The organism is Cedecea neteri (assembly GCF_000758305.1).
GTDB classification, from domain to species: domain Bacteria; phylum Pseudomonadota; class Gammaproteobacteria; order Enterobacterales; family Enterobacteriaceae; genus Cedecea; species Cedecea neteri_C.
In genome coordinates this window covers 3,509,373-3,531,779 of sequence record NZ_CP009458.1, presented here as the reverse complement: position 1 = coordinate 3,531,779, position 22,407 = coordinate 3,509,373, and the positions used below count along the sequence as shown (strand labels likewise).

Sequence of the window (22,407 nt, the reverse complement as noted above, 5' to 3'; positions counted from 1 at the left end):
TGTTGTCTCCAGAGGTTACAGCCCCACGCCCAGCGCCCGCAGTACCTCAATCATTTTCCCTGCCCCCAAATAGTTCAGGTGATCGCCGTCGCGGAAATCTTCGCGCGTAAAGGCGGGATGCTCTGAGAGATCGATAAAACGCGAATGCGCCCCTTCAAGCCCGGCAAAATATTGGCGATGCGTCTGTTTCATCTCAGCATCAAGATTGTCCACGTAGGCTGCCGGGAAAGACGGCGTTAGCCAGATAATCTTTTTGCCTTTTGTCGCCAACTGAACGCTCATCTCAGCCACGCGGGGTTTATTCTCTGCAAGCGTTGTCTGGTGCTTCACTGATTTCGAGTGAGAGATCCCCCGCTTTTGGGCTTCCTCTTTCTGCTGCATGGCAGGGAGTGAGTCGCTGCGGACAAAGACAAGACGTGCGGACTCACAAATTTGCGCCCTGACATCATTGTCCTCGAGTCCATTTATCGCTTGCCCTTGCACCGGCGTCGGCATCACCAGCCGGCTAAATACTTGCATGCCGTCGGCGGTTATCCCTTCTTCCGGCATTATCCTGTAGTGGCTATTGAGTTGACTCCAGGCGTGGATGATTTGCTGGTTAAATTCATCTTTTGTTTTTAGCAGGTCGCTGTAAAGGTCAAAGAAACCCAGGCAATACACAAAGTTTTGCACGTGCGGATACTGTTCAACGATGTGTGCCGTTAATTGCTGAGCCTGTTTTAGCCCTAAACTGTGGGTGGAAATATTTACACTGTTTTCCAGCAAAATCTCAGGGAAGCCATAAAAACTGTAGGAATTACCAATAATGACTGTTCTAACGTCTGGATTCGCCAGCGCGGTATATTGCTGCGCCAGCAAATGCGTGTATTGAGTGGCTGCCGCGCTTAAGGGAATGAAATTTTCAATCAGCAAATCGTAAAACGAAATGCAGCCGATGGCCTGAGGATGTTCAACGGCCAGAGCCAATTTTAATCCCTGCGGATCGTAGAGAATAAAAGGGGCCGCGCTGGCGGTGATTTTGTCATGAAAAGCGGTGATTTCCTGCTGATTAGTCTCTTCATGACTGAGGTAATAGAGGTTATTGATGGCCGAATCTCTGAAGCGCGATCCGAGCATTTGCAGCTTGTTCAGCTCGCCAAAATAAAAAATGTCGATACCGTTGCGCGCCAGGGCGCTCAACCAGAAAAGGTAGAGTGAGAGGTAGAGTTGATTGAGATTTTGCTGTTTACCTTCCAGCCAGTCACCCAGGGCATTGATTAAATCGTGCGTAATATTGCTTTCGTCCAGGAACGCCTGGTTTGAGAAAAGATAATCGGCGAGCTTCTGAGGAACCTGAGCCGCCTGCTCAGGGTTTTCTATGTTCCTCAGAAAATGCTGGAGCTGTTTTAAAAAGTGATTTTGCATAATGTGTTGTTGTAATAGCGCAAGAGGTATCACTGATACTACCAGCCGCCAATCCAAGCAAACGCACGATTATCCCCCTTCCCACCCGCTAATCCCGGGCGAAGGCTCAGCTCACCAGCCGGAATGAAATTTCGTACAGCGCATTCAATCCCGGATAGATTTCATTAATCACCTGTTTAAGCTCTGCCAGCGTCATGTTCTCCTGACGCGCATGTTCCTCGTCCAAATCATCAAGCAGCACCGGCGTCACGCTGATGACGTCGATCGTGCAGAAATAGAGATCATCTTCGTAGCGGCCCACGCGCAAACGCTGGCCGGGCTGGAAATGAGATTCGCTGCTGTCGCGCAGGGTAATGGTTTTGAGTCCGGCGGTAATGTCGTGCTCAAAGCGGCGGAAAAACGTGATGTCGTTAGCCATGCTGCCTCCTGATAAACATTCGGCAGCATGATAAATCCCTTAGACGAACGGCGCTAACGGATCCGCCGTTTCAAAGGCGATTTTTCTGTCTGCTACCGGGGGATAGATCAGTTCCTGAGTAATCGACAACTTAATTTTCTTTGCTTCTTCGCGCACGTGCGTCACTTTTTGCTCCCAGCCTTCGGTAAATACCGCGCCCCAGCCGCCAAGATCGAGACAGGTCACATAGTTGATCTGGCGGTATGGCAGTGGCGCCACGTCCAGCAGGCTTGCCGCCACGTTATAGCCCACAAAACGACCCAGCATGATGGCGTGCTGGCAGGTCATTAACGCGAGGTTACCCTGATCATCCGTTTCGGCACGCGCAACATCACCTGTTGCAAAAATGGCTGGCTGCCCTTCCACCCGTAAAAAGGCATCCACGTGCAGACGGCCCTGTTTATCACGCGGGGCATTAATCTGTGCCGTTAGCGGGCTGGCCTGCACGCCTGCGGTGAGAATCACCGTGCTGGAGGCAATGCGTTCGCCGTCAGCCAGCACAATGCCGTTCGCATCGATTTCGCGGACGTCGGTATTCAGCCGCCACTCCACGCCCAGCTCTTCGCTGGCTGTGGCAATCACATCCCGCAGTTCACGGCTGTAGCGGCCGCCGATTTTATCGCCCCGTTCCACCACAATAACGCGGGCATTGGTTTCTTCGCCCAGTACCGCGCGTAATCTGCCTGGAAGCTCGGTCGCCATCTCAATGCCTGTAAAGCCGCCGCCGCAGACAATGACCGTGTTGCGGGCTTCACTTTCCGGCTGCTGCGCTAAGTCAGAGATATGCTGCTCCAGACGCAGGGCGCTCTCGAGCTGGTCGAGGTCAAAAGCATGCTCTGCCGCGCCGTCGATCAGGTCGCGTTTCAGGTTGCTGCCCGTGGCGAGGACGAGGCGGTCATACTGCCGCGGCGTGCTGTTGCCCTGCTCGTCACGGTACCAGACGCACTGATTGACGCTGTCGATACGCTGCGCCTCGCCTTTCACAAAAGTCACACCAGTAACGTCGAACAACGGCTGAAGCGGAGCGACCAGCGAAGCCACCTCGGTTTCGTAAAAACGTGGGCGAACGCGCAGTTCAGGCTGCGGGGCCAGCACGGCGATCTCAATGTCGTCACGGTTATGCATCGCCGCCAGTCTGGCCGCGCTCAGGGCCGCCCACATACCGGCAAAGCCGGCGCCAAGGATCAGGATCTTCTGTTGCATGGTTCTACTCCGGTAAAGGCCCTCAGTGGCCAACGACTGCGACTATACTTGTCGCAGTTAACTACGACAAGATCTTTCGGAGTTTATTTTTAATCCTCTGTTTTCGGGGTTACAGATTGCATCCCATGAGTAAAATCCCTACATTACCTGGATTAAATGAGTCGGAGGCAGTATGGCGTTTTACAGTTCGGGCGTGGAGTACGGCATTCATAGCCTGATATGCATGGTGGATGGCAAAGGTGAAGGCCGCGAAATGAACGTGCGTGAAATCGCCGAACTGCAGGGCGTGCCCTACGACTACCTCGGTAAAATTTTCACCAAACTTTCCAGAGCGGGGCTCGTCATCAGCAGCGAAGGCAAAGGCGGTGGGTTTACCCTTTCCCGTCCGCCGGACCAAATCAGCGTGCTGGACATTGTGGAAGCTATCGACGGTGAGAAAAGCATTTTCGACTGCAAAGAGATTCGCCAGCGGCTGGCCGTGTTTGAAGCAACGCCGCCTGAATGGGCCTGTGAAGGGATTTGCGGCGTACGTGCGGTGATGAACATCGCCCAGCAGCGCATGGAAGAAGCGTTGGCTCAGCATACCGTGCTGGATCTGGCTCGCCGCATGTACCGTAAGGCACCGGATGAATTTGTTATCGAAGTCCAGGACTGGATCCGCGACCGGCGTAGCAATTAGCTTTTCACTTAGTACAATTTCGCAGATCCATAGCCAGCCAGCGCATAAGTCGCTGGCTTTTTTGTTTAAAAAACAGGCTTAAACCGGCAAAAGTAGACTTGTTTAGCCATCCTCCATTCCGGACATCCGAATGGCTTTCCTTCCCTACCGCCATAACAGCACATTATATTACTTTCCGATCTAAACGCCGGGTTTATGTTCTTTAGAAGCGCCAATTCGCCGCCCTATCATTCCATACATGAACACTTTTCATGTTGAGAGAATGATGATTGCCGATTCCGTCCTGGACCTGATAGGCCGCACGCCGCTGCTGCGGCTTAATCACCTTGATACCGGCCGCTGCGAGCTGTTGCTCAAGCTGGAAAACCAAAACCCTGGCGGCTCAATCAAAGACCGCGTTGCCCTGTCGATGATCGAACATGCCGAGCGCAGCGGTAAGCTGCAGCCAGGCGGCACGATTATTGAAGCCACGGCGGGCAACACCGGGCTGGGGCTGGCGCTGATTGCCACACAAAAAGGCTACCCGCTGATTTTGGTGGTGCCGGACAAAATGAGTCAGGAAAAGATCTTCCATCTTCGCGCGCTTGGCGTGGACGTGCGACTGACCCGGTCAGACGTCACTAAAGGCCACCCGGAATATTACCAGGATTACGCCCTGCGGTTGGCAGCAGACATTCCCGGCAGCTACTACATCGATCAATTTTCCAACCCCGCGAACCCTCTGGCGCATACCACCGGCACGGCCGTTGAGCTTTGGGAACAAACCGGAGGCCACATTGACGCCATTGTCGTAGGGGTAGGTTCCGGCGGCACGCTTGGCGGCCTGCAGCAATTTTTCCATCAGCACTCCCCGCAAACTGAGTTTGTCCTTGCCGATCCCTGCGGATCCATTCTTGCCGACGTGGTGGAACACGGTCACCACGGCGAAGTCGGCAGCTGGCTGGTGGAAGGCATTGGGGAAGACTTTGTGCCAGGCCTCGCCAATTTTAAACAGGTCAAGCACGCATACCGGATCAGCGATCGAGAAGCCTTTTTCACGGCCCGCGAATTGCTAACCCACGAAGGCGTCCTGGCCGGTTCCTCTACCGGCACCCTGCTTGCCGCCGCTTTGCGCTATTGCCAGGCACAAAGCACGCCAAAACGTGTGGTCACCTTCGCCTGCGACAGCGGCAACAAATATTTATCGAAAATGTTTAACGATCAATGGCTCAGCCAGCAAAACCTGGCGTAACTATTAAGGAAAATTCATGAATAAATTTGCTACCCAGAGTGTGCACAGCGGTACTTTTGATGATGCACACGGCGCGGTGATGCCACCGATTTATGCCACATCGACCTTTGCCCAACCGGCACCGGGCCAGCATACGGGGTTTGAATACTCTCGCAGCGGCAACCCGACCCGCCAGGCGCTGGAAACGGCGATTGCCGAACTCGAAGGCGGCCAGCGGGGTTACGCGTTTGCCTCAGGGCTCGCGGCTATCTCAACCGTCCTCGAACTTTTGGACAGCGGCAGCCATATCATTGCCGTTGACGACGTGTACGGCGGCACCTGGCGGTTGATTGAAAACGTGCGTAAACGCAGCGCCGCGCTCCAGGTCAGCTGGGTTAAGCCTGAAGACCTCGACGGGCTGCAAGCGGCTATTCGCCCTGAAACACGTATGATTTGGGTGGAAACGCCTACCAACCCACTGCTTAAGCTGGCAGACCTGGCGGCAATTGCGGATATCGCGAAACGCCATCGCCTGATAAGCGTGGCCGACAACACGTTCGCTTCGCCTGCGCTTCAGCGCCCGCTGGAGTCCGGGTTCGATATCGTGGTGCACTCGGCCACCAAGTACCTGAACGGCCACTCTGATGTTGTCGCTGGGCTGGCGGTGGTTGGCGGGAATGACGACCTGGCACAGCAGCTTGGCTATTTGCAAAATGCGGTTGGCGGCGTGCTTGACCCGTTCAGCAGCTTCCTGACGCTGCGGGGCATTCGTACACTGGCGCTGCGCATGGAACGCCACAGCAGCAACGCGCTCCAGCTGGCCGAATGGCTCCAGACGCATCCTGAAGTCGAAAAAGTCTATTTCCCGTGGCTGGAGACTCACCCTCAATATCATCTGGCACGCCAGCAAATGTCGCAGCCAGGCGGCATGATTTCAATTGTGGTTCGCGGGAATGAAAAACGCGCTGAAGAGGTAATTCGCAAGCTGAAGCTGTTTACGCTCGCCGAAAGTCTGGGTGGCGTGGAAAGCCTGGTCAGCCAGCCATTCAGCATGACCCATGCTTCTATTCCGCTAGAACAGCGGTTGAGTAACGGCATTGTGCCGCAGCTGATTCGTTTGTCGGTCGGGATTGAAGACGCAGAGGATTTGCGGGCGGATCTGGCACAGGCGCTGAGTTAACGAATAATTCGCTAAAGCGCAGTAAGAAATACTGTCATAAATATAAATAATGGCCTTTTGTTGACTCTGACCCACATCCAGAGGAATACAAAAGGCCATTTATTTGCTGTGCGTTAATAAATTAAAGTTGTTTAGTCTTTAACCAAAGTACTGTCGGCGCAAAATATCTGCCCCGTCATCTATCGCTTTATGAATTGCTTTCACGCTACGCTTTTCATCTTTTTCGCTCAGGGCTTCCAGCAAATCGTCGTAATTATGGTGACCCTGAGTCATTTCTTCCGACTGTGGGTACAAATAATTAAAGCATGGCCCAATGCGCACCCAAAGCTGCTCAATTAACACGGTGAGTGTTGGCATCTCTGCGTACTCAAACAGCTGGAAACGAAACTCCCGATTAGCCTGCAACGCAGCTTCAACGCTGACATGCTTCGCTTCAAGAAACGCATCACATAGCTGCTGCAGTCGAGCTAGTTTGGTTTTATCCATATAACGTGCCGCCTGCTCTACCGCCATACCCTCCAGATTTTTACGGATGGTTGTAATTTCGTGGTAACGCCCCAGGGAAATTTCAGGCACTAAAAAAGCCTGCGCCGGCGTCGCGTCAAGTGCGCCAGAAGAAACAAGACGCAAAAGCGCTTCACGCACCGGCGTAATGCTGGTACCAAGCTGCTCTGCAATCTCTTTGGTCACTAATCTTGCGCCGGGTTTTAAGGTTCCCACGATCAACGCACTCTTTAACCTGCCCTCAACTTGCATGGTTAAACTCATTCTTTGCGCTTTTTCTAAGTCAAGCATGTTTATTTCCTATAGCAAAATAACTACTTTGTATTTGCAGTTTAATAACTGGCTTGTCATCAATGGAGTATATAGGATATATCATGTACTCTTACCACAAATTTATACCACCATGCGAATTAACCTGACGAAACATTCGATATCCGTCAATAATTTAGACGGTAACGTATAGGGATTGACTACAATGAAAGCATCTGGCCGTAAGCTCGCAACTCTGGCTGTATTAATTAGCCTGGTAACCCCCTTTAGCTACGCAAGTGAATTAGTTATAGCCCAACCTGCTTCCGCCACCGCGATGGATCCCGGTTTTCTTAAAGAAGCCGCCACCCTGGTGGACAATATTTTCGATACGCTGGTCCTGCGCGATAAAAACATGCAGCTTCAGCCCGGCCTTGCCACATCCTGGAAAGCGCTGGATGACACGACCTGGCAATTCGACTTACGTCCCGGCGTCACTTTCACCAACGGTGAACCCGTTAACGCCGCGGCGGTGAAATTCTCCATTGACCGTATTCTTGACCCGGCCAACCACGCGCCAACGATTTCTTACATCCGCACCATTAAGTCGGTAGAGGTCACCGGCGACTATCAAGTTCGCATTCACACGGATGGCCCGGACCCGCTTCTGCCTACCCGTATGAGCCGCTATCCAACCTATATCGTACCGCCTGCCTATGTAAGTAAAGTCGGTGCTGCGGAATTTGCACGAAAACCTATTGGTAGTGGAGCATATACATTAAAAGAATTTATACCAGATGAACGTGTCGTTATGCAGGCTAATCCACATTATTGGCGTGGAAAACCCACAATTGACCAGGTGACCTGGCGTCCAATCCCTGAAGCAACCGCCCGCATTACTGCCCTGTTAACAGGGGAAGTACAGCTGGTTGACAGCGTCCCTGCCGACCTCGTTTCAACCCTTAAAAACAAGCCAGGCATCCATCTTGAGCAGGTGAAAGGCGGTGGGCTGACCATTTATCTCGGCCTGAAGAATGGTGAGAAACCTTTAAGTGATGCACGGGTTCGCCAGGCACTGTCGCTGGCGCTGAATCGTCAAGCCTATACCACCCAGCTGCTGCACGGTTTTGGCACGCCAACCGGCACCATGGCTGGCGCGAAGGACTTTGGTTACCTCAATGTTCCGGCTCCTGAGCAGGACATTGCCAAAGCTAAAGCTCTGCTTAAGGAAGCAGGTTACCCGGACGGCTTCACGCTGAAATTCCAGGCGCCGCGTCGCTATATCGCCAGCGCCGAAGTGGCTCAGGCGATTGTGCAGGACTTAGCCGCCATCGGCGTGAAGGCGCAGCTTGAAGTGCCTGAGTGGTCCGTCTATACCCAACAGGTGGCTTCCGGTAAACAGGCAGAAATGTACATGCTGGCATGGGGCTCAACCCAGACTCTGGATGCCGATGCCGCGCTGTACCCTATCCTGCACTCCGGCGAGCCGTACTCCACGGTCAGCAACCCTGAACTGGATAAGCTGCTGAACGCCAGCCGCTCAACGGTGGATGCGAAGAAGCGTGAAGTTATCCTGCAGGACATCCAGAAAGTTGTCGCCAAAGAGCAGCCGTTGATCCCGCTCTACCGCGAGGATTCTCTCTATGCCAACAGCGACAGCCTGAACTTTACCGGCCGCGCCGACGCACGTATCCCGCTGTATGATTTGAGGCTGAAATGATTTTTCCCGGACGCGCCCTGACCCGCCGCCCTCGCCGCCTGATTTCAGGTGACGGAGCGCTGGGGGGCTTATTGCTTGGCATAGTGATCCTGCTGGCACTGGCGGCCCCCTGGCTGCCCTTGCCCGACCCGTTAACCAACAACCTGGCGGATACCTTCCTGCCGCCGGGCAGTGAAACGGCAAGCGGGATGCACTGGCTCGGCACCGATCAGCTCGGGCGCGATTTGCTGTCAAGGATCCTGGCGGGTACCCGCCTTTCCCTGATGGTGGTGTTACTGGCGGCGGCAATTGCCGCCGTTATCGGCACCCTGCTGGGCATGCTGGCGGGCTACGTTGGCGGCTGGCTGGATGCCGTTATCATGCGCCTGATGGACATTCAGCTGGCGGTGCCGTTTATTCTGTTAATTTTGCTGGTGATGGCGCTGTTCGGCACTTCACTGGAAAACATTATTCTGATCATGGGCGTGACCAGCTGGGCGATTTACGCCCGCGTGGCGCGCGCCAAGACCCTTGAGCTTCGCGAGCTGGAATACATCGAAGCCGTCCGCGCGATGGGCTTTTCCACGCCGCGCATTCTGCTGCGGCATATTCTGCCTAACCTCGCCACGCCGCTGGTTGTGCTTCTGACGCTGGATATTCCAAGACTGATTGTGCTTGAAGCCTCCATTGGCTTTCTCGGGATGGGGATCCAGCCGCCAACGCCTACGCTCGGTAACCTGATTGGCGAGGGCCGTTCCTACATGCTGCTGGCGGAATGGCTGGTGCTGTGGCCGGGGCTGATTATTGCGGCGCTGGTGATCGGCTGTAACCTGCTCGGCGACAGCCTGCTGCGTAAAACCCACACGAGGCTCGACTGATGCTGCGCTACATTCTTTCCCGCTTCGCGCAGGCCGTGCTGGTGATGTTTGGCGTCTCGCTGCTGATCTTTTACAGCCTGCACCTGACCGGTGACCCGGCTGCGGTGATGATGCCACCCGGCTCTTCCCAGCAAGAAATAGACAACTTCCGCCACGCAATGGGGTTTGACCGCCCGCTGCTCTGGCAATACGGCCATTACCTGAACGGCCTGCTGCACGGCGATCTTGGCCTGTCCCTGCGCTATGACCAGCCGGTAACCGAGCTTATAGCCCAGCGCGTGCCTGCCACCCTGCTGCTGGCCGTTTCTGCCCTGGCGTGGAGCACTGTCATTGGCCTGCTGCTTGGCCTGGTGAGCGCGGTCTGGCGCAACAGCGTTTGGGACTTACTCGCCCGCCTATTTGCCTTTAGCGGCCAGGCCGTGCCGGTGTTCTGGCTGGGCCTGCTGATGATTATCTGGTTCAGCCTGCATCTGCGCTGGCTGCCCTCCAGCGGCTACGGCACCTTCAGCCATCTGATCATGCCCGCCATTAGCCTTGGGGCCTATTACATGAGCGCCATTGCGCGCCTGGTGAGAGCCAGCCTGATCGACGTGCTGGCTCAGGATTACATCCGCACGGCGCAGGCCAAGGGGCTGAGTTCGTGGCGAATTCTGATTCGCCACGGCCTGCGTAATGCGCTGATCCCGGTGGTCACCGTGCAAGGAATGTATTTTGCTTCTCTGCTGGGCGGCGCGCTGGTGACCGAAATTATTTTTGCCTGGCCCGGCATTGGCCGCCTTGCGGTGCAGGCTATTCAAAACCGTGACTTCCCGCTGGTGCAGGCGATTGTCCTGCTGGCCGCGCTGGTGTTTGTGGTGGTGAACCTAATCATTGATTTGCTGTACGTGGTGCTGAACCCGAGGATCCGGCTATGAAGTCACTTGATACCACGCTGGACCTCCTGCACCAGCTGACGCCTTTCCGTAGCGTGGCGGGCAATATCGACCAGCAGCGCGACTTGGCGCAATGGCTTGAGCGTTGGCTAATTGAAGAAACTGACGCTGAAGTGCTGTACCCGGTCAGCCAGCAGCTTCAGGACGACGCCCCGCCGCTGGTACACGTGCGAATTGATATCGGCTCGCCACGTACCCTCGTGCTGTACAACATGTACGACGTGATGCCCGCCGAAGAAGACGGCTGGGAAGTCGACCCGTTCGTGGGCGGCCTCAAACACTGGTCGGATAAAGGCGATGTGTTTATTTCTCGCGGGGCGGAGAACAACAAAGGCCCGCTGGCAGGCATGCTGATGGTGGTGCGCGACCTCTATCACTCGGGCCGCCTGCATACCAACATTGAAATCCTGCTGGAAGGCGAAGAAGAGATAGGCAGCGGTAACTTGCGCCGTTACCTCGCCCGGCAGCCTTGTCCGGTTGCCCCGGCAGAAGCGGTGCTTTTCCCTTCCCTGTGTGAATACGGCGGCGGTGCGCCGCGCATTTACCTCGGCTTCACCGGCCGCAGCGGTGGCCGCCTGGTGGTCAAAGGCGGCAGCTGGGGCGGGCCGAAAGCCGCGATTCACGCCAGCAACGCCGCGTGGATTGATAACCCGGTCTGGCGGCTAGTGCAGGCGTTGGGAACCCTTGCCCCACCTCACGCCAACGGCGTACTCGAAACGGGCGAGCTGGACGAAGAAGCCAGCTCAATTCTGGACGATCTCGCACTGGAATTTAATCTGGCGGACGAACTGACCTTCCGCCGCAGTGAAAAATACGCCATCAGCGGCGACAGTTTCAGCAACCTGGCTTATTTGCTGGGCAGCGCGGTGCTGAGCGTTTCAGAGATAGCCAGTCTGCCTCGTGGCGCTCAGGGCGTGATCCCCCCGGAAGCCTTCGCCGATTTGGTACTAAGAACGCCGCCCGTCGTCGATGGCGATCGCCTGATGCAGCGCATAAAAGAACAGCTTGCCAGCCCGGCTCTCGCCGGAGCCGTGCTTGAGCCGGGCGATAGCTATCCCGGCTACCGCTTCAGCATTGATGACGCTGGCGTGCTTGAGCTGATGGCGAGCTATCACCAGCAGCAGGCAAAACCGCAAATCTGGCCCTGGGCGCCAGGCTGCGCCCCGGCCTACGCCTTCGCCCCTGTGGCTCCAGCCTTCCTGATCGGCGGCCTGGGCTACGGCGGCAACGCCCACGGCGTGAACGAATTCGTCACGCTCAGGGGCTTACAACGCTACCAACAATCGCTTAATGACTGGCTACTTGCCTTTTAAATACGGCCAGCACCCGGGAACCAGACAGGATAATGCATGAAAAACGTCAATGATTTTGAACGTGTTACGCTCGGATTCTTCCCCACGCCGTTGGAATCTTTACCGCGCCTGAGCGAAACGCTGGGCGTTAACGTAAAAATTAAGCGCGACGACTACAGCGGTTTTGGCGGCGGCGGCAACAAAGTCCGCAAGCTTGAATACCTGATGGCCGAAGCCTGCCGCGAAGGAGTAAACGTGGTGATCACCACCGGCGGCCACCAGTCTAACCACGCACGCATGGTCGCCGCGGCCGCACGTAAATTTGGCATGAAGCCGGTGCTGGTTTTACGCGGCGATGAGCCACAGACTTATCAGGGTAATCTCCTGCTGGACAAACTGTTTGGGGCGGAGCTGCAGTTCCTCGACCCGGAAGGCTATTTCACCCAGATCGAAGGCGCGATGCAGGCCCATGCAGATGCGGCCACGGCGCGCGGTGAAAAGCCGATGATCATTCCCCTGGGCGGAGCCACGGCGCTAGGTGCGCTGGGCTATGTTCGCGCCGTTGAAGAGATGGATGCCCAGCTCCGCGCTGCGGGCGAATCTGCCCCGGACGTGATTATCGCCCCCACCGGCTCCGGCGGCACGCTGGCCGGGCTGTATGTCGGAGCACGTCGCTACTGGCCGAAAACGCAAATTATCGGCGTCAGCGTCAGCGCCAAAGCCGACTGGTTCCAGACCCGAATCTCCGCCATGGCCGAGGACTGCGCTCGCCTGCTCGACTGGGATCAAACCTGGCAGCCGCAGGATATCCTGATCGAAGACGGTTTTGTTGGCACCTCCTACGGCGTGCCTTCTGACGGCGGCATCGAGGCAATTTATCAGGTCGCACAGCAGGAAGGCGTACTGCTGGATCCGGTTTACACGGGTAAAGCGATGCATGGTTTAATCACCCTCGCGCAAGAAGGCCGTATTGCCGCCGGTAGCAGCGTTGTCTTCATGCACTGCGGGGGCTCTCCGGCCCTTTACCCGTTCGCTCAAAAACTTCTGGAGCACTGATCATGCAGATAGTGAACCGTCAGCAGGTGGCCGACCTTGGGGGCAATGACCCGCTACAAGCTCTGCAAGACATCGAGGAGACCGTGCGGTTGCTGAGGCGAGGCGAGGCTGTGATGCCCGCCGAAACCCACGTCAACCTCGATACGCCGCTGGGGAAAGTTTATGCGCTCCCGGCCAGGGTCGGCGGACGGTTCAATGCGACGGGCGTAAAGTGGACGGCGCATCGCCCTCGCGCCAACGACGGCTATCCACAGGCGATGGCCACCACGCTGGTTAATCGCGCAGACAACGGTTTGCCGATAGGCCTGGTCGAAAGCGGCAGCCTGACGGCAACTCGCACAGCCGCCGTGTCCGCCCTCGCCTTGAAGCTGGCGGCTCCCCGTCGCCCTTCACGCATTTTATTGCTCGGCGCTGGCGTGCAGGCCCGCGCGCATCTCGAGATGCTGGCCGCACATTTTCCCGATCTGGACATGGTCTACTGCTGGAACAAAACGCCAGAGCCTCTCGCCGATATGCTCAGCCATGCGGGCGAACTTCCCTGGCCTGTCACCCAGTTTGAAACACTAAGCGATGCGCTGCGCCAGCACTGGGACGCGCTGATTACCTGCACCAGCGCCAGCGAGCCGTTTTTACGCCCTGGCATCTGGCGGGCCGGTACCCTGGTGCTGCAAATCGGCTATCACGAAGTGGCCTTTGAGACGATTGCCGCCGCCGACAAAGTGGTGGTCGACCTTTGGGGCGACTTCAAGCTGACCAGCGCCAAAAGCCTGTTCCAGATGTACCGCGCCGGGCTTTTCGATGAGCAAAACGTCGCGGCAGATTTAACGCATTTGCTGGTCGATAGCTGGCGGCCTGCCGAAACGGACAAGGTTTATTTCTCTTCTTTCGGCCTCAACGTGTTTGATATCGCCCTTGCCGCCCGCGTTCTAAGCGCTGCGGCCGAACAGGGCAAAGGCAGCAATTTACCTTTTGGCTGGGAGACCGCTGATGCTGATTAGCGCTCCCGACCTGGCAAAACGTATGGCGGATGGCGAGAATGTTGCGCTGATCGATGTTCGTGAACGAGAAGCCTGGCAAACGGCCTCCCTTCCTGGCGCGCTGAATCTTAACGTCTACGACTATTTTGTCTCTGACTCAACGCCGAAAGGTTACGCCGCCATGGCCGGGGCATTTGTTCACGCCTGGCAACAGCTCGGTATCGCGAATGGAGCCACGCCGGTGTTCTTCGAGCAAACCGTGGGCATGCGCTCTCCTCGGGGCCTGTGGTTCTTGTGGTTTGCTCTGGGTGCAGAAGGACTGATTCTGGACGGCGGTGTAGATGCGTGGGCGGATGCCGGAGGGAAATTAGCGCCGGGGACAGGCCGCTCGGCGATTGTTTCTGACGCCGGAGCCCCTGAATATCAGCCGGCCATGCCTCAGTTGGCCGCCACCCGCGTCGAAACGATCGACGCCGATCCGACCACAGCTATGCTGCTTGATGCCCGCCGGCCAACGGAATATGACGGAAGTTTCGTGCACGAGTGCTGCGCACGAGCAGGCCGTATTCCCGGCTCAAAACTCTTGTTTTGGGAAGATGTTGTCGAAAATGGCCGATTTAAATCCGCCGAAGCACTCGCCCACCTTGCGGCCAAAGCTGGGTTCACGCCGTCAAAAAGAGTGATTATCTGGTGCCACCGTGGCGCACGAGCCGCTACGATTCTGGTGGCGCTCAAACTTGCTGGTTACCAGGACGTGGCCGTTTATGTAGGCTCCTGGCACGAATGGGCAAGTCACTCGGAATTACCGCTGCTCAGGGGGGCCTATTAAGGTCAATTATGTAGTGTCAGTGATTCAGGCTACCAGCGGCCATAAGGGTATTTTTTATCTTTAATAAAGTCTTTTATGTCTTGATCGTATCCATAAGAAAAATCGCTCTTGGTGACCCCTTTGCAAATTTCTAATTTATCCCCTGATACGGTTTTCAGGACGGACGGCTTTACGCGGTAATTAGGTTCAAATCCTATTCCTTCGAGCCAGACAGCAACTTTACCGCCAGGTGCCAGACCAATTTGTACTCTGTCGTAATACGCCGTCTTCCCCCGATAATTCAGGAACTCACTCGGCCTGAGCATTTTCTCCAGCACGGGCTTAGGGATCGTCAGATGCGTTTCATACACCTTCTTATCAATAATCGAGTCCCAGCAAAAAATAATATGCCTTGGCGGACGCTCAACGTGATTCCAGTAGCCTCCGGGGGCACGATCCTTGTCATTCCACTCACCGATAACTTTAGGCAGGTCGGGGGTACTGTTCAGGGTATTAAATTCATAAACTTTGCCATTGGCATCCTGAACAACGGCGTAGGTCACCAGGGCGGGCAACGCTTTGGGCGCGAAAAAGTCAAAGGTCCACTTGGTCGGCAGAGCATTTTGAGCAGCCGGAGCCGCGTCTGATGACGGTTTTCCCTGGCAGGCCGTCAGCAGAAGCAGCGGCAGAAACCAGACTGTGCGAGTTATTTCCATATCTTATTCCCGTCCATATCGTAAATTGTTCGCTGCCAGCGCTCGTCCGGCCGATTGGTAAATGTCACCAGTCACCATATGGATATACTTTGCCTTTAATAAACTCTGGCGTATCTCCATAATATTTATACCCGTTAGGATGTTTCGTTATCCCTTTGCAAATATTTAATTTATCCCCGGATACAGTTTTCAGGATTGACGGCGTCACGCGGTAATTAGGCTCAGTACCACGGCCCTGTAGCCAGACGGCTACTTTCCCCTCCGGAGCCAGACCAATCTGAACTCTGTCGTAATACGCCGTCCTCCCCCGGTAATCCGGGAATTCACTCGGCCTGAGCATTTTCTCCAGCACGGGTTTAGGGATCGTCAAATGCGTTTCATACACCTTCTTATCAATAATCGAGTCCCAGCAAAAAATAATATGCCTTGGCGGACGCTCAACGTGATTCCAGTAGCCTCCTGACACTCGGTCTTTGTCATTCCACTTACCTATAACGTCGGGTAGAGCCGCTGTACGATTCAGGGTATTAAACTCATAAACTTTGCCATCGGCATCCTGAACAACGGCGTAGGTTACCAGGGCGGGCAAAGCTTTGGGCGTGAAAAAGTCAAAGGTCCACTTGGTAGGCAGAGCATTTTGTGGAGCCGGAGCCGCGTCTGATGACGGTTTTCCCTGGCAGGCCGTCAGCAGAAGCAGCGGCAGAAACCAGACTATGCGAGTTATTTCCATATCTTATTCCCGTCCATATCGTAAATTGTTCGCTGCCAGCGCTCGTCCGGCCGATTGGTGAATGTTACCAGCTTCGCCGGTTTAACTGCCCCACTGATCATACCGTCTCCGTCCCGCACCACGCTGTTCCAGTTGGCTGAGCAGTGAATATATTTTTCTGCCAGTATCTCAATTTCCGGCGTGGAAAAACCGGTGGCAGATTGCCCCTTCCGGACGGCACGGCCCATTACAATCGCTTTTTCACATAAAGCATTTAGATCTGCTGTTAACGCAAAACTTGGCACAGTTTCATCAATAGGATCAAACACCACCCCGGCACCCTGCGCCGCATCGAGCATCACCCGCAGTACCACCTTCGACCAGTCGTTATTCGTCGGGCGGTCGATCACCAGCGCGGCCCCGCTACGCTTTTGCAACGTGCCGTAGCGGTCTGCTGGCATTTTGCTGTCATGCCAGGTATCAATGCTGACCTCCACAGCGTTCAGCAGTGGCGCTATCGCCGGATAACCGCCCATCGCTTTGAGATGTTCGCAGGTCTGCTGATAAATTTGTGTTTCAGTATCTGGTGTAGAAAGGGAAACAGTTTCAAACTGTGGGCGGGTAAGGAAATAGGCCTCGTGCTCAACAGGATTGTAGCCGCCACCAATATCGGAGTGCGCCCCCGGCAACGCCAGCTCCGGCCACGCCGGTTTTACGCTGTTCAACGCGAAGTTAAAGCGGCATTCGTGCTGCGCGGTAATATGGAACACCTTGTCTGCTACGCCCGGCCTTAGTACCAGATTAACATCCCCGGTATCGGCGCTGTGAGGGTTGAGGCCGTTAACCGGTGTCCCGATGGCGGCGACGGTATCAAATATGCCCAGAAAGCGCGTTTTGCCTCCCGGTGTCCCGGAAAATTCCACGCCATCCAGCCCCGACTTAATCGCCGCGATGACCGCACGTTCCTGACTGAAGACCCGGTTGGCAAAGTGGCGCGCTGCCGCTGCGCCTCGGCTGAAGCCAAAAATATCAAACTGCAGCTCTTTAATGGTGCAGGACCGGGCATCGGTGTGTCTGTCTAAATAGCCCTGAATACCGGCGGCAAGCGCCGCAACTGCTTTATCGGTTTTGCCCACCACGCCAGTATCGCCCTGGCCGGTGCCCATTCCGAAAGTGCTGTCGCCTGCCCCGTCCTCCGTACCGATACCTTCGATATAAATAGCGTACTGACCTTCTCCCGTATCGGGTTTTATTTCTGGGTTATAAAGCGTATGCAGCCAGTGCACGTTACTGTAGTAACCGAGATAACTTCCAGCTGCAGTGCCGGTGACCCCGCTATGCAACCGGAGACACTGCTCTAAAGCTGACGTTGACTCCGCATCATTCATCCCAAAATGTTCACCGGTACAGGCGGCCTGCCGGGCGCCGCTGTTGTTCGCGTTGTTGCCAGTGCCATCAAAAAACACGCCGATGGTCAGCGTGATTTCCCGTTTCTTCTTCGCGGCCTGCGCACACTGTTCAGGCTCAGCACCTGAGTTATCCTTAGGCGTTTGTTTAGCTGAAGCGGAACTTGCCACTGCCTTTGAGTACGTTGTCGAAGAAACGGTTTCTTTTATATAGCAGTCAGGTATAGATGGCGTGAACCTGGCTTTACAGGGACATGAACTGATACTGTCAAGTGTTCCCGCTAATCGCTGCGTTTCATCCATAAAACTATCCGTGCCACCTAAAATCTTATAGGTGACACCTGGATTTTTTCCGCAGGAGACTAAATCACCTTCACGGGCAGCATTAGCGTCGTACCATGTAACTGTGGGGTCTCCAGTGAGTATTTTTCCACCGCAGGTGGTGCGATCCCCAACCCGGAGGTAATAACCTGTTGCCATAAATCCCTCTATTTATTGCGTGTATTTTCCCGGCGGTCATTTTACAGCCAATCGCTATATGCACAACAAAAAGTGGACCTAAGTGAAATTTTTATAATAACAAACAGAACTTGAGACTCTACCTCCAATTTATCTTTTGCAGTGGTCATCTAACTCTAAGTCTCGGACCGTTATTAGGCAGGGATATGTCACCCCGCATTACGCAGCTTCAGCGCCTGTTGAATATCCGGCGCGGCGGCAATCAGCTGCCGCGTATATTCATGCTGCGGCTTGTCCAGCACCTGCTTTGTGGCTCCGGTTTCCACAATTTCACCGTGATACAGCACCACAACTCTGTCGCAGGCCTGGCGTACGGCGCCAAGGTCGTGGCTGATAAACAGCACGGTCAACCCCAGACGGTCACGCAGATCGGCGAGCAACGCAAGGATCTGGCCCCGTACAGAGAGATCGAGCGCTGAAACGGCTTCGTCGGCCACCAGCAGTTCGGGTTCAAGCGCCAGCGCGCGGGCAATAGCAATGCGCTGACGCTGCCCGCCGGAGAATGCCGACGGCAAACGATCAGCCGCTGTGGCCTCCAACCCAACCAGTTCCAGCAGTTCGCGAACGCGGCTTTGAACTTCCCCCGCGGGTCTCAATTTATGCACGCGCAGCGGTTCGGCAATTTGCTCACCGACCGGCATTTTGGGATCGAGGCTGGCGTAGGGATCCTGGAAAATAATCTGTGCCCGCCGGCGCATCCCCTGCTGCTGCTCACGGCTGGCGCGACGCACGTCCAGACCATCAAAAATAATGGTGCCGCTGTCTGCCGGAATTAAGCCTATGGCCGCTCTGCCGAGCGTCGTTTTGCCCGAGCCGGACTCGCCGATCAGCCCGACGATCTCGCCTCGCTCAATTTCGAGGCTGGTAGGCTTGAGCACGGTCTGGCGGCTGGCGGGGAAAAACGGCAGCGCATGCGCTTGCGGGTAACTTTTGGTGAGCTGAGACAGTTGCACCAGCGGCGAACGGGTGACGTCTTTGCGCCGGGGGGGTTGAGGCTCCGGCTGAGAAGCGGCAATCAGTCGGCGGGTGTAATCAGCCTGCGGCGCGGTCAGCAACGTCGGCACGTCGCCCTGCTCAACAATGTTACCCTGGTAGAGCACGCAGGCACGGTCTGCATAGCGGGCCACCACGCTCAAATCATGAGTGATAAACAAAATGCCCATCGCCATTTCCTGCTGCAGCTCCTGCAGCAAAGCAAGAATTTGTGCCTGAATGGTCACGTCCAGGGCGGTGGTTGGCTCATCGGCAATCAGCAGCGCGGGTTTGCAGCTAATGGCGCTGGCAATCATTACGCGCTGACGCATACCGCCGGAAAGCTGGTGAATATACTGTTTTGCCCGCTGCTCCGGATTCACAATCCCGACCCTGTCCAGCAGCGCGACCGCCTCACGGTGCGCCTGCTTCCAGCTGAGTTTTTGGTGGCGAACCAGCACTTCCGCGATTTGCTCCCCCACTTTCAGCACCGGGTTCATGCTGCTCATCGGTTCCTGAAAAATCGTGGCAATTTGCTGCCCGCGAAGCTCACGTGGATAGGCTTTCCCCACCGCCGAAACAACCTGCCCGTTAAACGTCACGTCGCCGCCGGTTTGCTGCACGCCTCCCGGAAGCAACCCCATAACCGCCAGCGAGGTTAACGTTTTCCCCGAGCCAGATTCGCCTACCAGCGCAACAATCTCTCTGCGTGCAACGCTGAATGAAGCGTCTTTCACCAAAGGCTTGCCTTCCAGCGTATTGATACAAAGCGAATTAACGGTTAACAGCGGGTTTTGATTGGTCATACGGGTTCCAGACGGGCGCTAACAGCGTGATTTTTGAGACTATAATATCTGCCCTGACGCGACAAGATGATTTGCTGATAGCTTATTCATTTGGCCTTACTCTCCGGCGTTATTTATACTTTCGTCATACTGACCTGATGTGATTGCCGCCATGACAACTCAAACTCTTCCCCGCCGCTGGGCGCTGCCTGCAGGCCTCGTGGCCTTGCTACTGAGCGGGCTGGCGCTGGTGTTTATCAGCCATCACTGGAGCGCTTTTATTCAGTGGTGCCTGAGTATGCAGATCAGCCTGCACCGCTACCTGGTCTTCTATTTACTACAGATCAACAACCATCAGTACAGCGGCGGCGTCTGGCTGCTGGTCGGCAGCTTCTTTTACGGCGTACTCCATGCCATTGGCCCTGGGCACGGTAAATTTATCGTCACAACCTACCTCAGCACCAACCAGGAAACGCCTCTCGCCGGACGAGTGGTGCCGTTTCTCGGCAGCCTGATGCAGGGCGTGAGCGCCATTATTTTTGTTTTTGTGCTGGCGATTGCGCTTAATTTATCCAGCGGCGATCTCAGCGAAAGCCGCTGGTATGTGGAGAAAATAAGCGCGGTGCTGATTGGCTGTTTCGGGATCTTTATTGTGCTGAAAGCGCTGCGACAGCAAGCGCCGCTCCGGATGAAATCCTTCACGCCGATAAGCAGGGATGCAACAACGCTGCACCATCATTCACACGATGATCGGTGCGGCTGTGGGCACAACCACGGCGTTGGTTACAATGGCCAGCACGGAAACTGGCTCACGCACCTGGGCGTCATTCTGGCGATTGGCGCTCGTCCCTGCAGCGGGGCCATCATGATTTTGGTGTTTTCGAATGCGTTGGGATTTATTAGCTGGGGCATTGCCGCGGTGATGACCATGGCGTTCGGCACCGCCCTGTCGATTCTCGGGCTGTCCGTGCTGGTCACCCGCACCCGCGACTCGGTGGGCAAACTCTGGCTTTCTCGCACACCCGCTCAGGTTCGTATTATCACCACCGGGCTGAAAGTGATTGGTGGCTTGCTGATCGTGCTTTTTGCCGTGGTGCTGTTTATCACCACGATTCCCGTTAGCGCCAACGGCGACTTTATCGCGGCGGGCTGTTAGCGCGGAATATCAGAACAGGGAGAACAGCAGCGCGACCGGGAAACTCATCGGCCAGGTGGCGCCAATCAGCACCGAACAGAGCAGCTTAATGCGTTTGGAGTCTTTGGCTAGCAGCCAGGTGATCCCGGCGCAGATCAACGCCATTACGGCGTAAAAAACCAGCATGTGTTGATAAAGCGTCATACAAGACATTACTACTTGTTAAAAATTTTTGCAGAATATGCTCTTTTTTATGACGCAGATCAAGTTTAGAAACTTTATTTACTCAGTAATAGCTGACTTCCGTCGTCACCTGCTGGCGCTGGGTTTGCTGCGTTTTTCCGATGCCGGTCACCAGCGTGATGTCGCAGGCGATGGGCGATAAATGCTCGTCGTAGCGGCAGTGGCTTTCCGCCGTCAGAAACGGCGTTCTCATCGTTTCAGTCACCAGTCTATAGTCAAAGGGACGGCGCTCCGCGTCCTCGTAGATGACTTTGGTTTGCGAAGCTACTTTGTCATTCAGGTAAAAATCAACCTGACGAGGGAGACCGTTAGCATCGTATTCATGATGAGCGATACGCTGCCCGCCAGGCATGAAAAAAATATCTTTCAGCAGCCCGCCAGGCCAGTAGGCATATTTCACTTCGCCCAACTCATCTTTTCTCTTTTTCACCAGGCACTTGTCATCAAGCTTGAGGGATAATGGTTTGCCGTTTTGGGTCCCCGTCAGGGCGTTACCTTCGCGGTGAAGCTGTAGCACCATTTTTTGCGCCGAGTCTCTTATATCGAGACTGGAAACGCATCCATCGCGGTCCACGCTCAGCCGGTTTTCATAATTTATTTCGCCAGAAGGATGCTTCATCACGGTATGCATTTCGCGCACGTTGCCTGCCGGCGCATTGAAATCAAACATCGTCGCCAGGTTGGCAATTACCGGGTTTCTTGCCATTTGGGCATAAGAGAAAGAACAGAAAAGGAACGGAATGGCCAGCAACGTGGCTCTTGTTAACGTCATACATCATCCTTGAAAGCAGGCCAGCAGCAGAAAATAAACCGCATAATCCTGAGGGTTAGCGCGCCACTTTACGCGATCTAGCAGGCAAAACCCACCGAAGTGGGTTTACAGGGCACTTACAGCTTAGGAACGATCAACACCTGGCCGGGGTAAATTTTATCCGGGTGGCTTAGCATTGGTTTATTTGCTTCAAAGAGAGTGTTGTACTTGTTGGCATCACCATAGACATGTTTAGAAATGGCGCTCAGCGTGTCGCCTGATTTCACCGTATAGTAAGTGGCTTCCTGCGCAGCATCCGTCGCCTGAATATTATTTTCAACGCTGCTGATACCGGCCACGTTACCTACCGCCACCTGAATTTTTTCTTTCAGCGCCTGAGTCAGCCCGTCTCCCCCGGAGATCACCGCTTTGCCGTTTTCTACGGTAACATTCACTTTGTCGGCACCGGGAATGCCGCTGTTTTTCAAATGCTCCTCAAGCTTGCTGCCCTGCTCGCCTTCATTCCCTTTCAGCGAATCCCACAGTTTCGCACCTGCGTCTTTGACAAAATCAAATAATCCCATGGTCTTTCCTCCTGTTTACTGGTCCCTGTAAGCCTGGCAAAACAAACAAAAACCGCCAG

General features: G+C 55.2%; 21 protein-coding genes and 1 pseudogene. 11 read left to right on the top strand and 11 right to left on the bottom strand.

Features of this window, described 5'->3' with window-relative positions:
• Positions 1–15: 15 nt before the first annotated feature.
• The 3 genes from LH23_RS16505 to LH23_RS16495 form a co-directional block, all read right to left on the bottom strand.
• Complete coding sequence (locus LH23_RS16505) at positions 16–1,404, bottom strand: hypothetical protein (protein ID WP_039293441.1); 1,389 nt, start codon at positions 1,402–1,404, stop codon at positions 16–18.
• A gap of 106 nt (positions 1,405–1,510) precedes the next feature.
• A complete protein-coding gene (yqfB, locus tag LH23_RS16500; RefSeq protein WP_039293438.1) occupies positions 1,511–1,822 on the bottom strand; it encodes a N(4)-acetylcytidine aminohydrolase in 312 nt (103 codons plus the stop codon).
• A gap of 39 nt (positions 1,823–1,861) precedes the next feature.
• On the bottom strand, positions 1,862–3,064 hold the full coding sequence (locus LH23_RS16495; RefSeq protein ID WP_039293436.1) for an NAD(P)/FAD-dependent oxidoreductase: 1,203 nt from the start codon (positions 3,062–3,064) through the stop codon (positions 1,862–1,864).
• Positions 3,065–3,236: 172 nt separating this feature from the next.
• Here LH23_RS16495 and LH23_RS16490 point away from each other — a divergent pair, with 172 nt between their 5' ends.
• From LH23_RS16490 to LH23_RS16480, 3 genes and pseudogenes are all read left to right on the top strand, one after another.
• Positions 3,237–3,743: an RrF2 family transcriptional regulator gene (locus LH23_RS16490; protein ID WP_039293432.1), complete on the top strand. Its 507-nt coding sequence runs from the start codon at positions 3,237–3,239 to the stop codon at positions 3,741–3,743.
• A 262-nt stretch (positions 3,744–4,005) separates the two neighbouring features.
• A pseudogene (locus LH23_RS16485) lies at positions 4,006–4,968 on the top strand (PLP-dependent cysteine synthase family protein); the annotation flags it as partial.
• A gap of 22 nt (positions 4,969–4,990) precedes the next feature.
• On the top strand, positions 4,991–6,133 hold the full coding sequence (locus LH23_RS16480; protein ID WP_039293431.1) for a trans-sulfuration enzyme family protein: 1,143 nt from the start codon (positions 4,991–4,993) through the stop codon (positions 6,131–6,133).
• Between the two features lie 138 nt (positions 6,134–6,271).
• On the opposite strand, the gene LH23_RS16475 is transcribed toward LH23_RS16480, so the two are convergent.
• Entirely contained in the window at positions 6,272–6,928 is a 657-nt protein-coding gene (locus LH23_RS16475) for a GntR family transcriptional regulator (protein ID WP_039293430.1), read from the bottom strand.
• A gap of 184 nt (positions 6,929–7,112) precedes the next feature.
• Here LH23_RS16475 and LH23_RS16470 point away from each other — a divergent pair, with 184 nt between their 5' ends.
• From LH23_RS16470 to LH23_RS16440, 7 genes are read left to right on the top strand one after another with little or no spacing between them, the layout of a single operon-like run.
• Entirely contained in the window at positions 7,113–8,606 is a 1,494-nt protein-coding gene (locus LH23_RS16470) for an ABC transporter substrate-binding protein (protein WP_039293428.1), read from the top strand.
• The gene (locus LH23_RS16465; protein WP_039293425.1) at positions 8,603–9,463 is read left to right on the top strand and encodes an ABC transporter permease; all 861 of its coding nucleotides are present in this window, start codon (positions 8,603–8,605) and stop codon (positions 9,461–9,463) included. Before LH23_RS16470 ends, LH23_RS16465 begins: the two co-directional genes overlap by 4 nt.
• The gene (locus LH23_RS16460; protein WP_039293422.1) at positions 9,463–10,377 is read left to right on the top strand and encodes an ABC transporter permease; all 915 of its coding nucleotides are present in this window, start codon (positions 9,463–9,465) and stop codon (positions 10,375–10,377) included. The genes LH23_RS16465 and LH23_RS16460 overlap by 1 nt, the downstream gene beginning before the upstream one ends.
• A complete protein-coding gene (locus LH23_RS16455; protein ID WP_039293419.1) occupies positions 10,374–11,708 on the top strand; it encodes a M20 family metallopeptidase in 1,335 nt (444 codons plus the stop codon). The genes LH23_RS16460 and LH23_RS16455 overlap by 4 nt, the downstream gene beginning before the upstream one ends.
• 36 nt (positions 11,709–11,744) lie before the next feature.
• Positions 11,745–12,743, top strand: coding sequence for a 1-aminocyclopropane-1-carboxylate deaminase/D-cysteine desulfhydrase (locus LH23_RS16450; protein ID WP_039293417.1), 999 nt, complete (start codon positions 11,745–11,747; stop codon positions 12,741–12,743).
• 2 nt (positions 12,744–12,745) lie between these two features.
• Positions 12,746–13,741, top strand: a complete 996-nt coding sequence (locus LH23_RS16445; RefSeq protein ID WP_039293413.1) for an ornithine cyclodeaminase family protein — start codon at positions 12,746–12,748, stop codon at positions 13,739–13,741.
• A complete protein-coding gene (locus tag LH23_RS16440; protein WP_039293410.1) occupies positions 13,731–14,549 on the top strand; it encodes a sulfurtransferase in 819 nt (272 codons plus the stop codon). The genes LH23_RS16445 and LH23_RS16440 overlap by 11 nt, the downstream gene beginning before the upstream one ends.
• Before the next feature lie 29 nt (positions 14,550–14,578).
• Here the strand turns inward: LH23_RS16440 and LH23_RS16435 are convergent, their stop codons facing one another.
• The 4 genes from LH23_RS16435 to LH23_RS16420 all read right to left on the bottom strand — a co-directional run bounded on the left by LH23_RS16435 (position 14,579) and on the right by LH23_RS16420 (position 19,656).
• Positions 14,579–15,244, bottom strand: coding sequence for a DUF2931 family protein (locus LH23_RS16435; protein ID WP_039293408.1), 666 nt, complete (start codon positions 15,242–15,244; stop codon positions 14,579–14,581).
• Positions 15,245–15,308: 64 nt separating this feature from the next.
• Positions 15,309–15,974, bottom strand: coding sequence for a DUF2931 family protein (locus tag LH23_RS16430; RefSeq protein ID WP_039293403.1), 666 nt, complete (start codon positions 15,972–15,974; stop codon positions 15,309–15,311).
• Positions 15,965–17,839: a phospholipase effector Tle1 domain-containing protein gene (locus LH23_RS16425; RefSeq protein ID WP_039293400.1), complete on the bottom strand. Its 1,875-nt coding sequence runs from the start codon at positions 17,837–17,839 to the stop codon at positions 15,965–15,967. Before LH23_RS16425 ends, LH23_RS16430 begins: the two co-directional genes overlap by 10 nt.
• 188 nt (positions 17,840–18,027) lie before the next feature.
• Positions 18,028–19,656 (bottom strand): dipeptide ABC transporter ATP-binding protein, encoded by a 1,629-nt coding sequence (locus LH23_RS16420; RefSeq protein ID WP_039293397.1) that lies wholly within the window; start codon positions 19,654–19,656, stop codon positions 18,028–18,030.
• A 151-nt stretch (positions 19,657–19,807) separates the two neighbouring features.
• Here LH23_RS16420 and LH23_RS16415 point away from each other — a divergent pair, with 151 nt between their 5' ends.
• Positions 19,808–20,791 carry a nickel/cobalt transporter gene (locus LH23_RS16415; protein ID WP_039296781.1) on the top strand — a complete coding sequence of 328 codons (984 nt, stop codon included), beginning with the start codon at positions 19,808–19,810 and terminating at the stop codon, positions 20,789–20,791.
• A 9-nt stretch (positions 20,792–20,800) separates the two neighbouring features.
• On the opposite strand, the gene LH23_RS23560 is transcribed toward LH23_RS16415, so the two are convergent.
• The 3 genes from LH23_RS23560 to lysM all read right to left on the bottom strand — a co-directional run bounded on the left by LH23_RS23560 (position 20,801) and on the right by lysM (position 22,348).
• On the bottom strand, positions 20,801–20,974 hold the full coding sequence (locus LH23_RS23560) for a GhoT/OrtT family toxin (protein ID WP_008461495.1): 174 nt from the start codon (positions 20,972–20,974) through the stop codon (positions 20,801–20,803).
• Between the two features lie 82 nt (positions 20,975–21,056).
• Complete coding sequence (locus LH23_RS16410) at positions 21,057–21,785, bottom strand: YnfC family lipoprotein (protein ID WP_039293395.1); 729 nt, start codon at positions 21,783–21,785, stop codon at positions 21,057–21,059.
• A 116-nt stretch (positions 21,786–21,901) separates the two neighbouring features.
• Complete coding sequence (gene lysM, locus LH23_RS16405; RefSeq protein ID WP_039293387.1) at positions 21,902–22,348, bottom strand: peptidoglycan-binding protein LysM; 447 nt, start codon at positions 22,346–22,348, stop codon at positions 21,902–21,904.
• Positions 22,349–22,407 lie beyond the last annotated feature (59 nt).

What these genes read in the sequence shown, in the direction of transcription:
- LH23_RS16445 (WP_039293413.1), top strand. Translation starts at nt 12,746, where the DNA reads ATGCAGATAGTGAACCGTCAGCAGGTGGCCGACCTTGGGGGCAATGAC.
- LH23_RS16425 (WP_039293400.1), bottom strand. Translation starts at nt 17,839, where the DNA reads ATGGCAACAGGTTATTACCTCCGGGTTGGGGATCGCACCACCTGCGGT.
- LH23_RS16450 (WP_039293417.1), top strand. Translation starts at nt 11,745, where the DNA reads ATGAAAAACGTCAATGATTTTGAACGTGTTACGCTCGGATTCTTCCCC.
- LH23_RS16435 (WP_039293408.1), bottom strand. Translation starts at nt 15,244, where the DNA reads ATGGAAATAACTCGCACAGTCTGGTTTCTGCCGCTGCTTCTGCTGACG.
- LH23_RS16410 (WP_039293395.1), bottom strand. Translation starts at nt 21,785, where the DNA reads ATGACGTTAACAAGAGCCACGTTGCTGGCCATTCCGTTCCTTTTCTGT.
- LH23_RS23560 (WP_008461495.1), bottom strand. Translation starts at nt 20,974, where the DNA reads ATGACGCTTTATCAACACATGCTGGTTTTTTACGCCGTAATGGCGTTG.
- LH23_RS16420 (WP_039293397.1), bottom strand. Translation starts at nt 19,656, where the DNA reads ATGACCAATCAAAACCCGCTGTTAACCGTTAATTCGCTTTGTATCAAT.
- LH23_RS16465 (WP_039293425.1), top strand. Translation starts at nt 8,603, where the DNA reads ATGATTTTTCCCGGACGCGCCCTGACCCGCCGCCCTCGCCGCCTGATT.
- LH23_RS16495 (WP_039293436.1), bottom strand. Translation starts at nt 3,064, where the DNA reads ATGCAACAGAAGATCCTGATCCTTGGCGCCGGCTTTGCCGGTATGTGG.
- LH23_RS16460 (WP_039293422.1), top strand. Translation starts at nt 9,463, where the DNA reads ATGCTGCGCTACATTCTTTCCCGCTTCGCGCAGGCCGTGCTGGTGATG.
- LH23_RS16480 (WP_039293431.1), top strand. Translation starts at nt 4,991, where the DNA reads ATGAATAAATTTGCTACCCAGAGTGTGCACAGCGGTACTTTTGATGAT.
- LH23_RS16415 (WP_039296781.1), top strand. Translation starts at nt 19,808, where the DNA reads ATGACAACTCAAACTCTTCCCCGCCGCTGGGCGCTGCCTGCAGGCCTC.
- LH23_RS16505 (WP_039293441.1), bottom strand. Translation starts at nt 1,404, where the DNA reads ATGCAAAATCACTTTTTAAAACAGCTCCAGCATTTTCTGAGGAACATA.
- LH23_RS16430 (WP_039293403.1), bottom strand. Translation starts at nt 15,974, where the DNA reads ATGGAAATAACTCGCATAGTCTGGTTTCTGCCGCTGCTTCTGCTGACG.
- LH23_RS16475 (WP_039293430.1), bottom strand. Translation starts at nt 6,928, where the DNA reads ATGCTTGACTTAGAAAAAGCGCAAAGAATGAGTTTAACCATGCAAGTT.
- yqfB (WP_039293438.1), bottom strand. Translation starts at nt 1,822, where the DNA reads ATGGCTAACGACATCACGTTTTTCCGCCGCTTTGAGCACGACATTACC.
- LH23_RS16440 (WP_039293410.1), top strand. Translation starts at nt 13,731, where the DNA reads ATGCTGATTAGCGCTCCCGACCTGGCAAAACGTATGGCGGATGGCGAG.
- LH23_RS16470 (WP_039293428.1), top strand. Translation starts at nt 7,113, where the DNA reads ATGAAAGCATCTGGCCGTAAGCTCGCAACTCTGGCTGTATTAATTAGC.
- LH23_RS16490 (WP_039293432.1), top strand. Translation starts at nt 3,237, where the DNA reads ATGGCGTTTTACAGTTCGGGCGTGGAGTACGGCATTCATAGCCTGATA.
- lysM (WP_039293387.1), bottom strand. Translation starts at nt 22,348, where the DNA reads ATGGGATTATTTGATTTTGTCAAAGACGCAGGTGCGAAACTGTGGGAT.
- LH23_RS16455 (WP_039293419.1), top strand. Translation starts at nt 10,374, where the DNA reads ATGAAGTCACTTGATACCACGCTGGACCTCCTGCACCAGCTGACGCCT.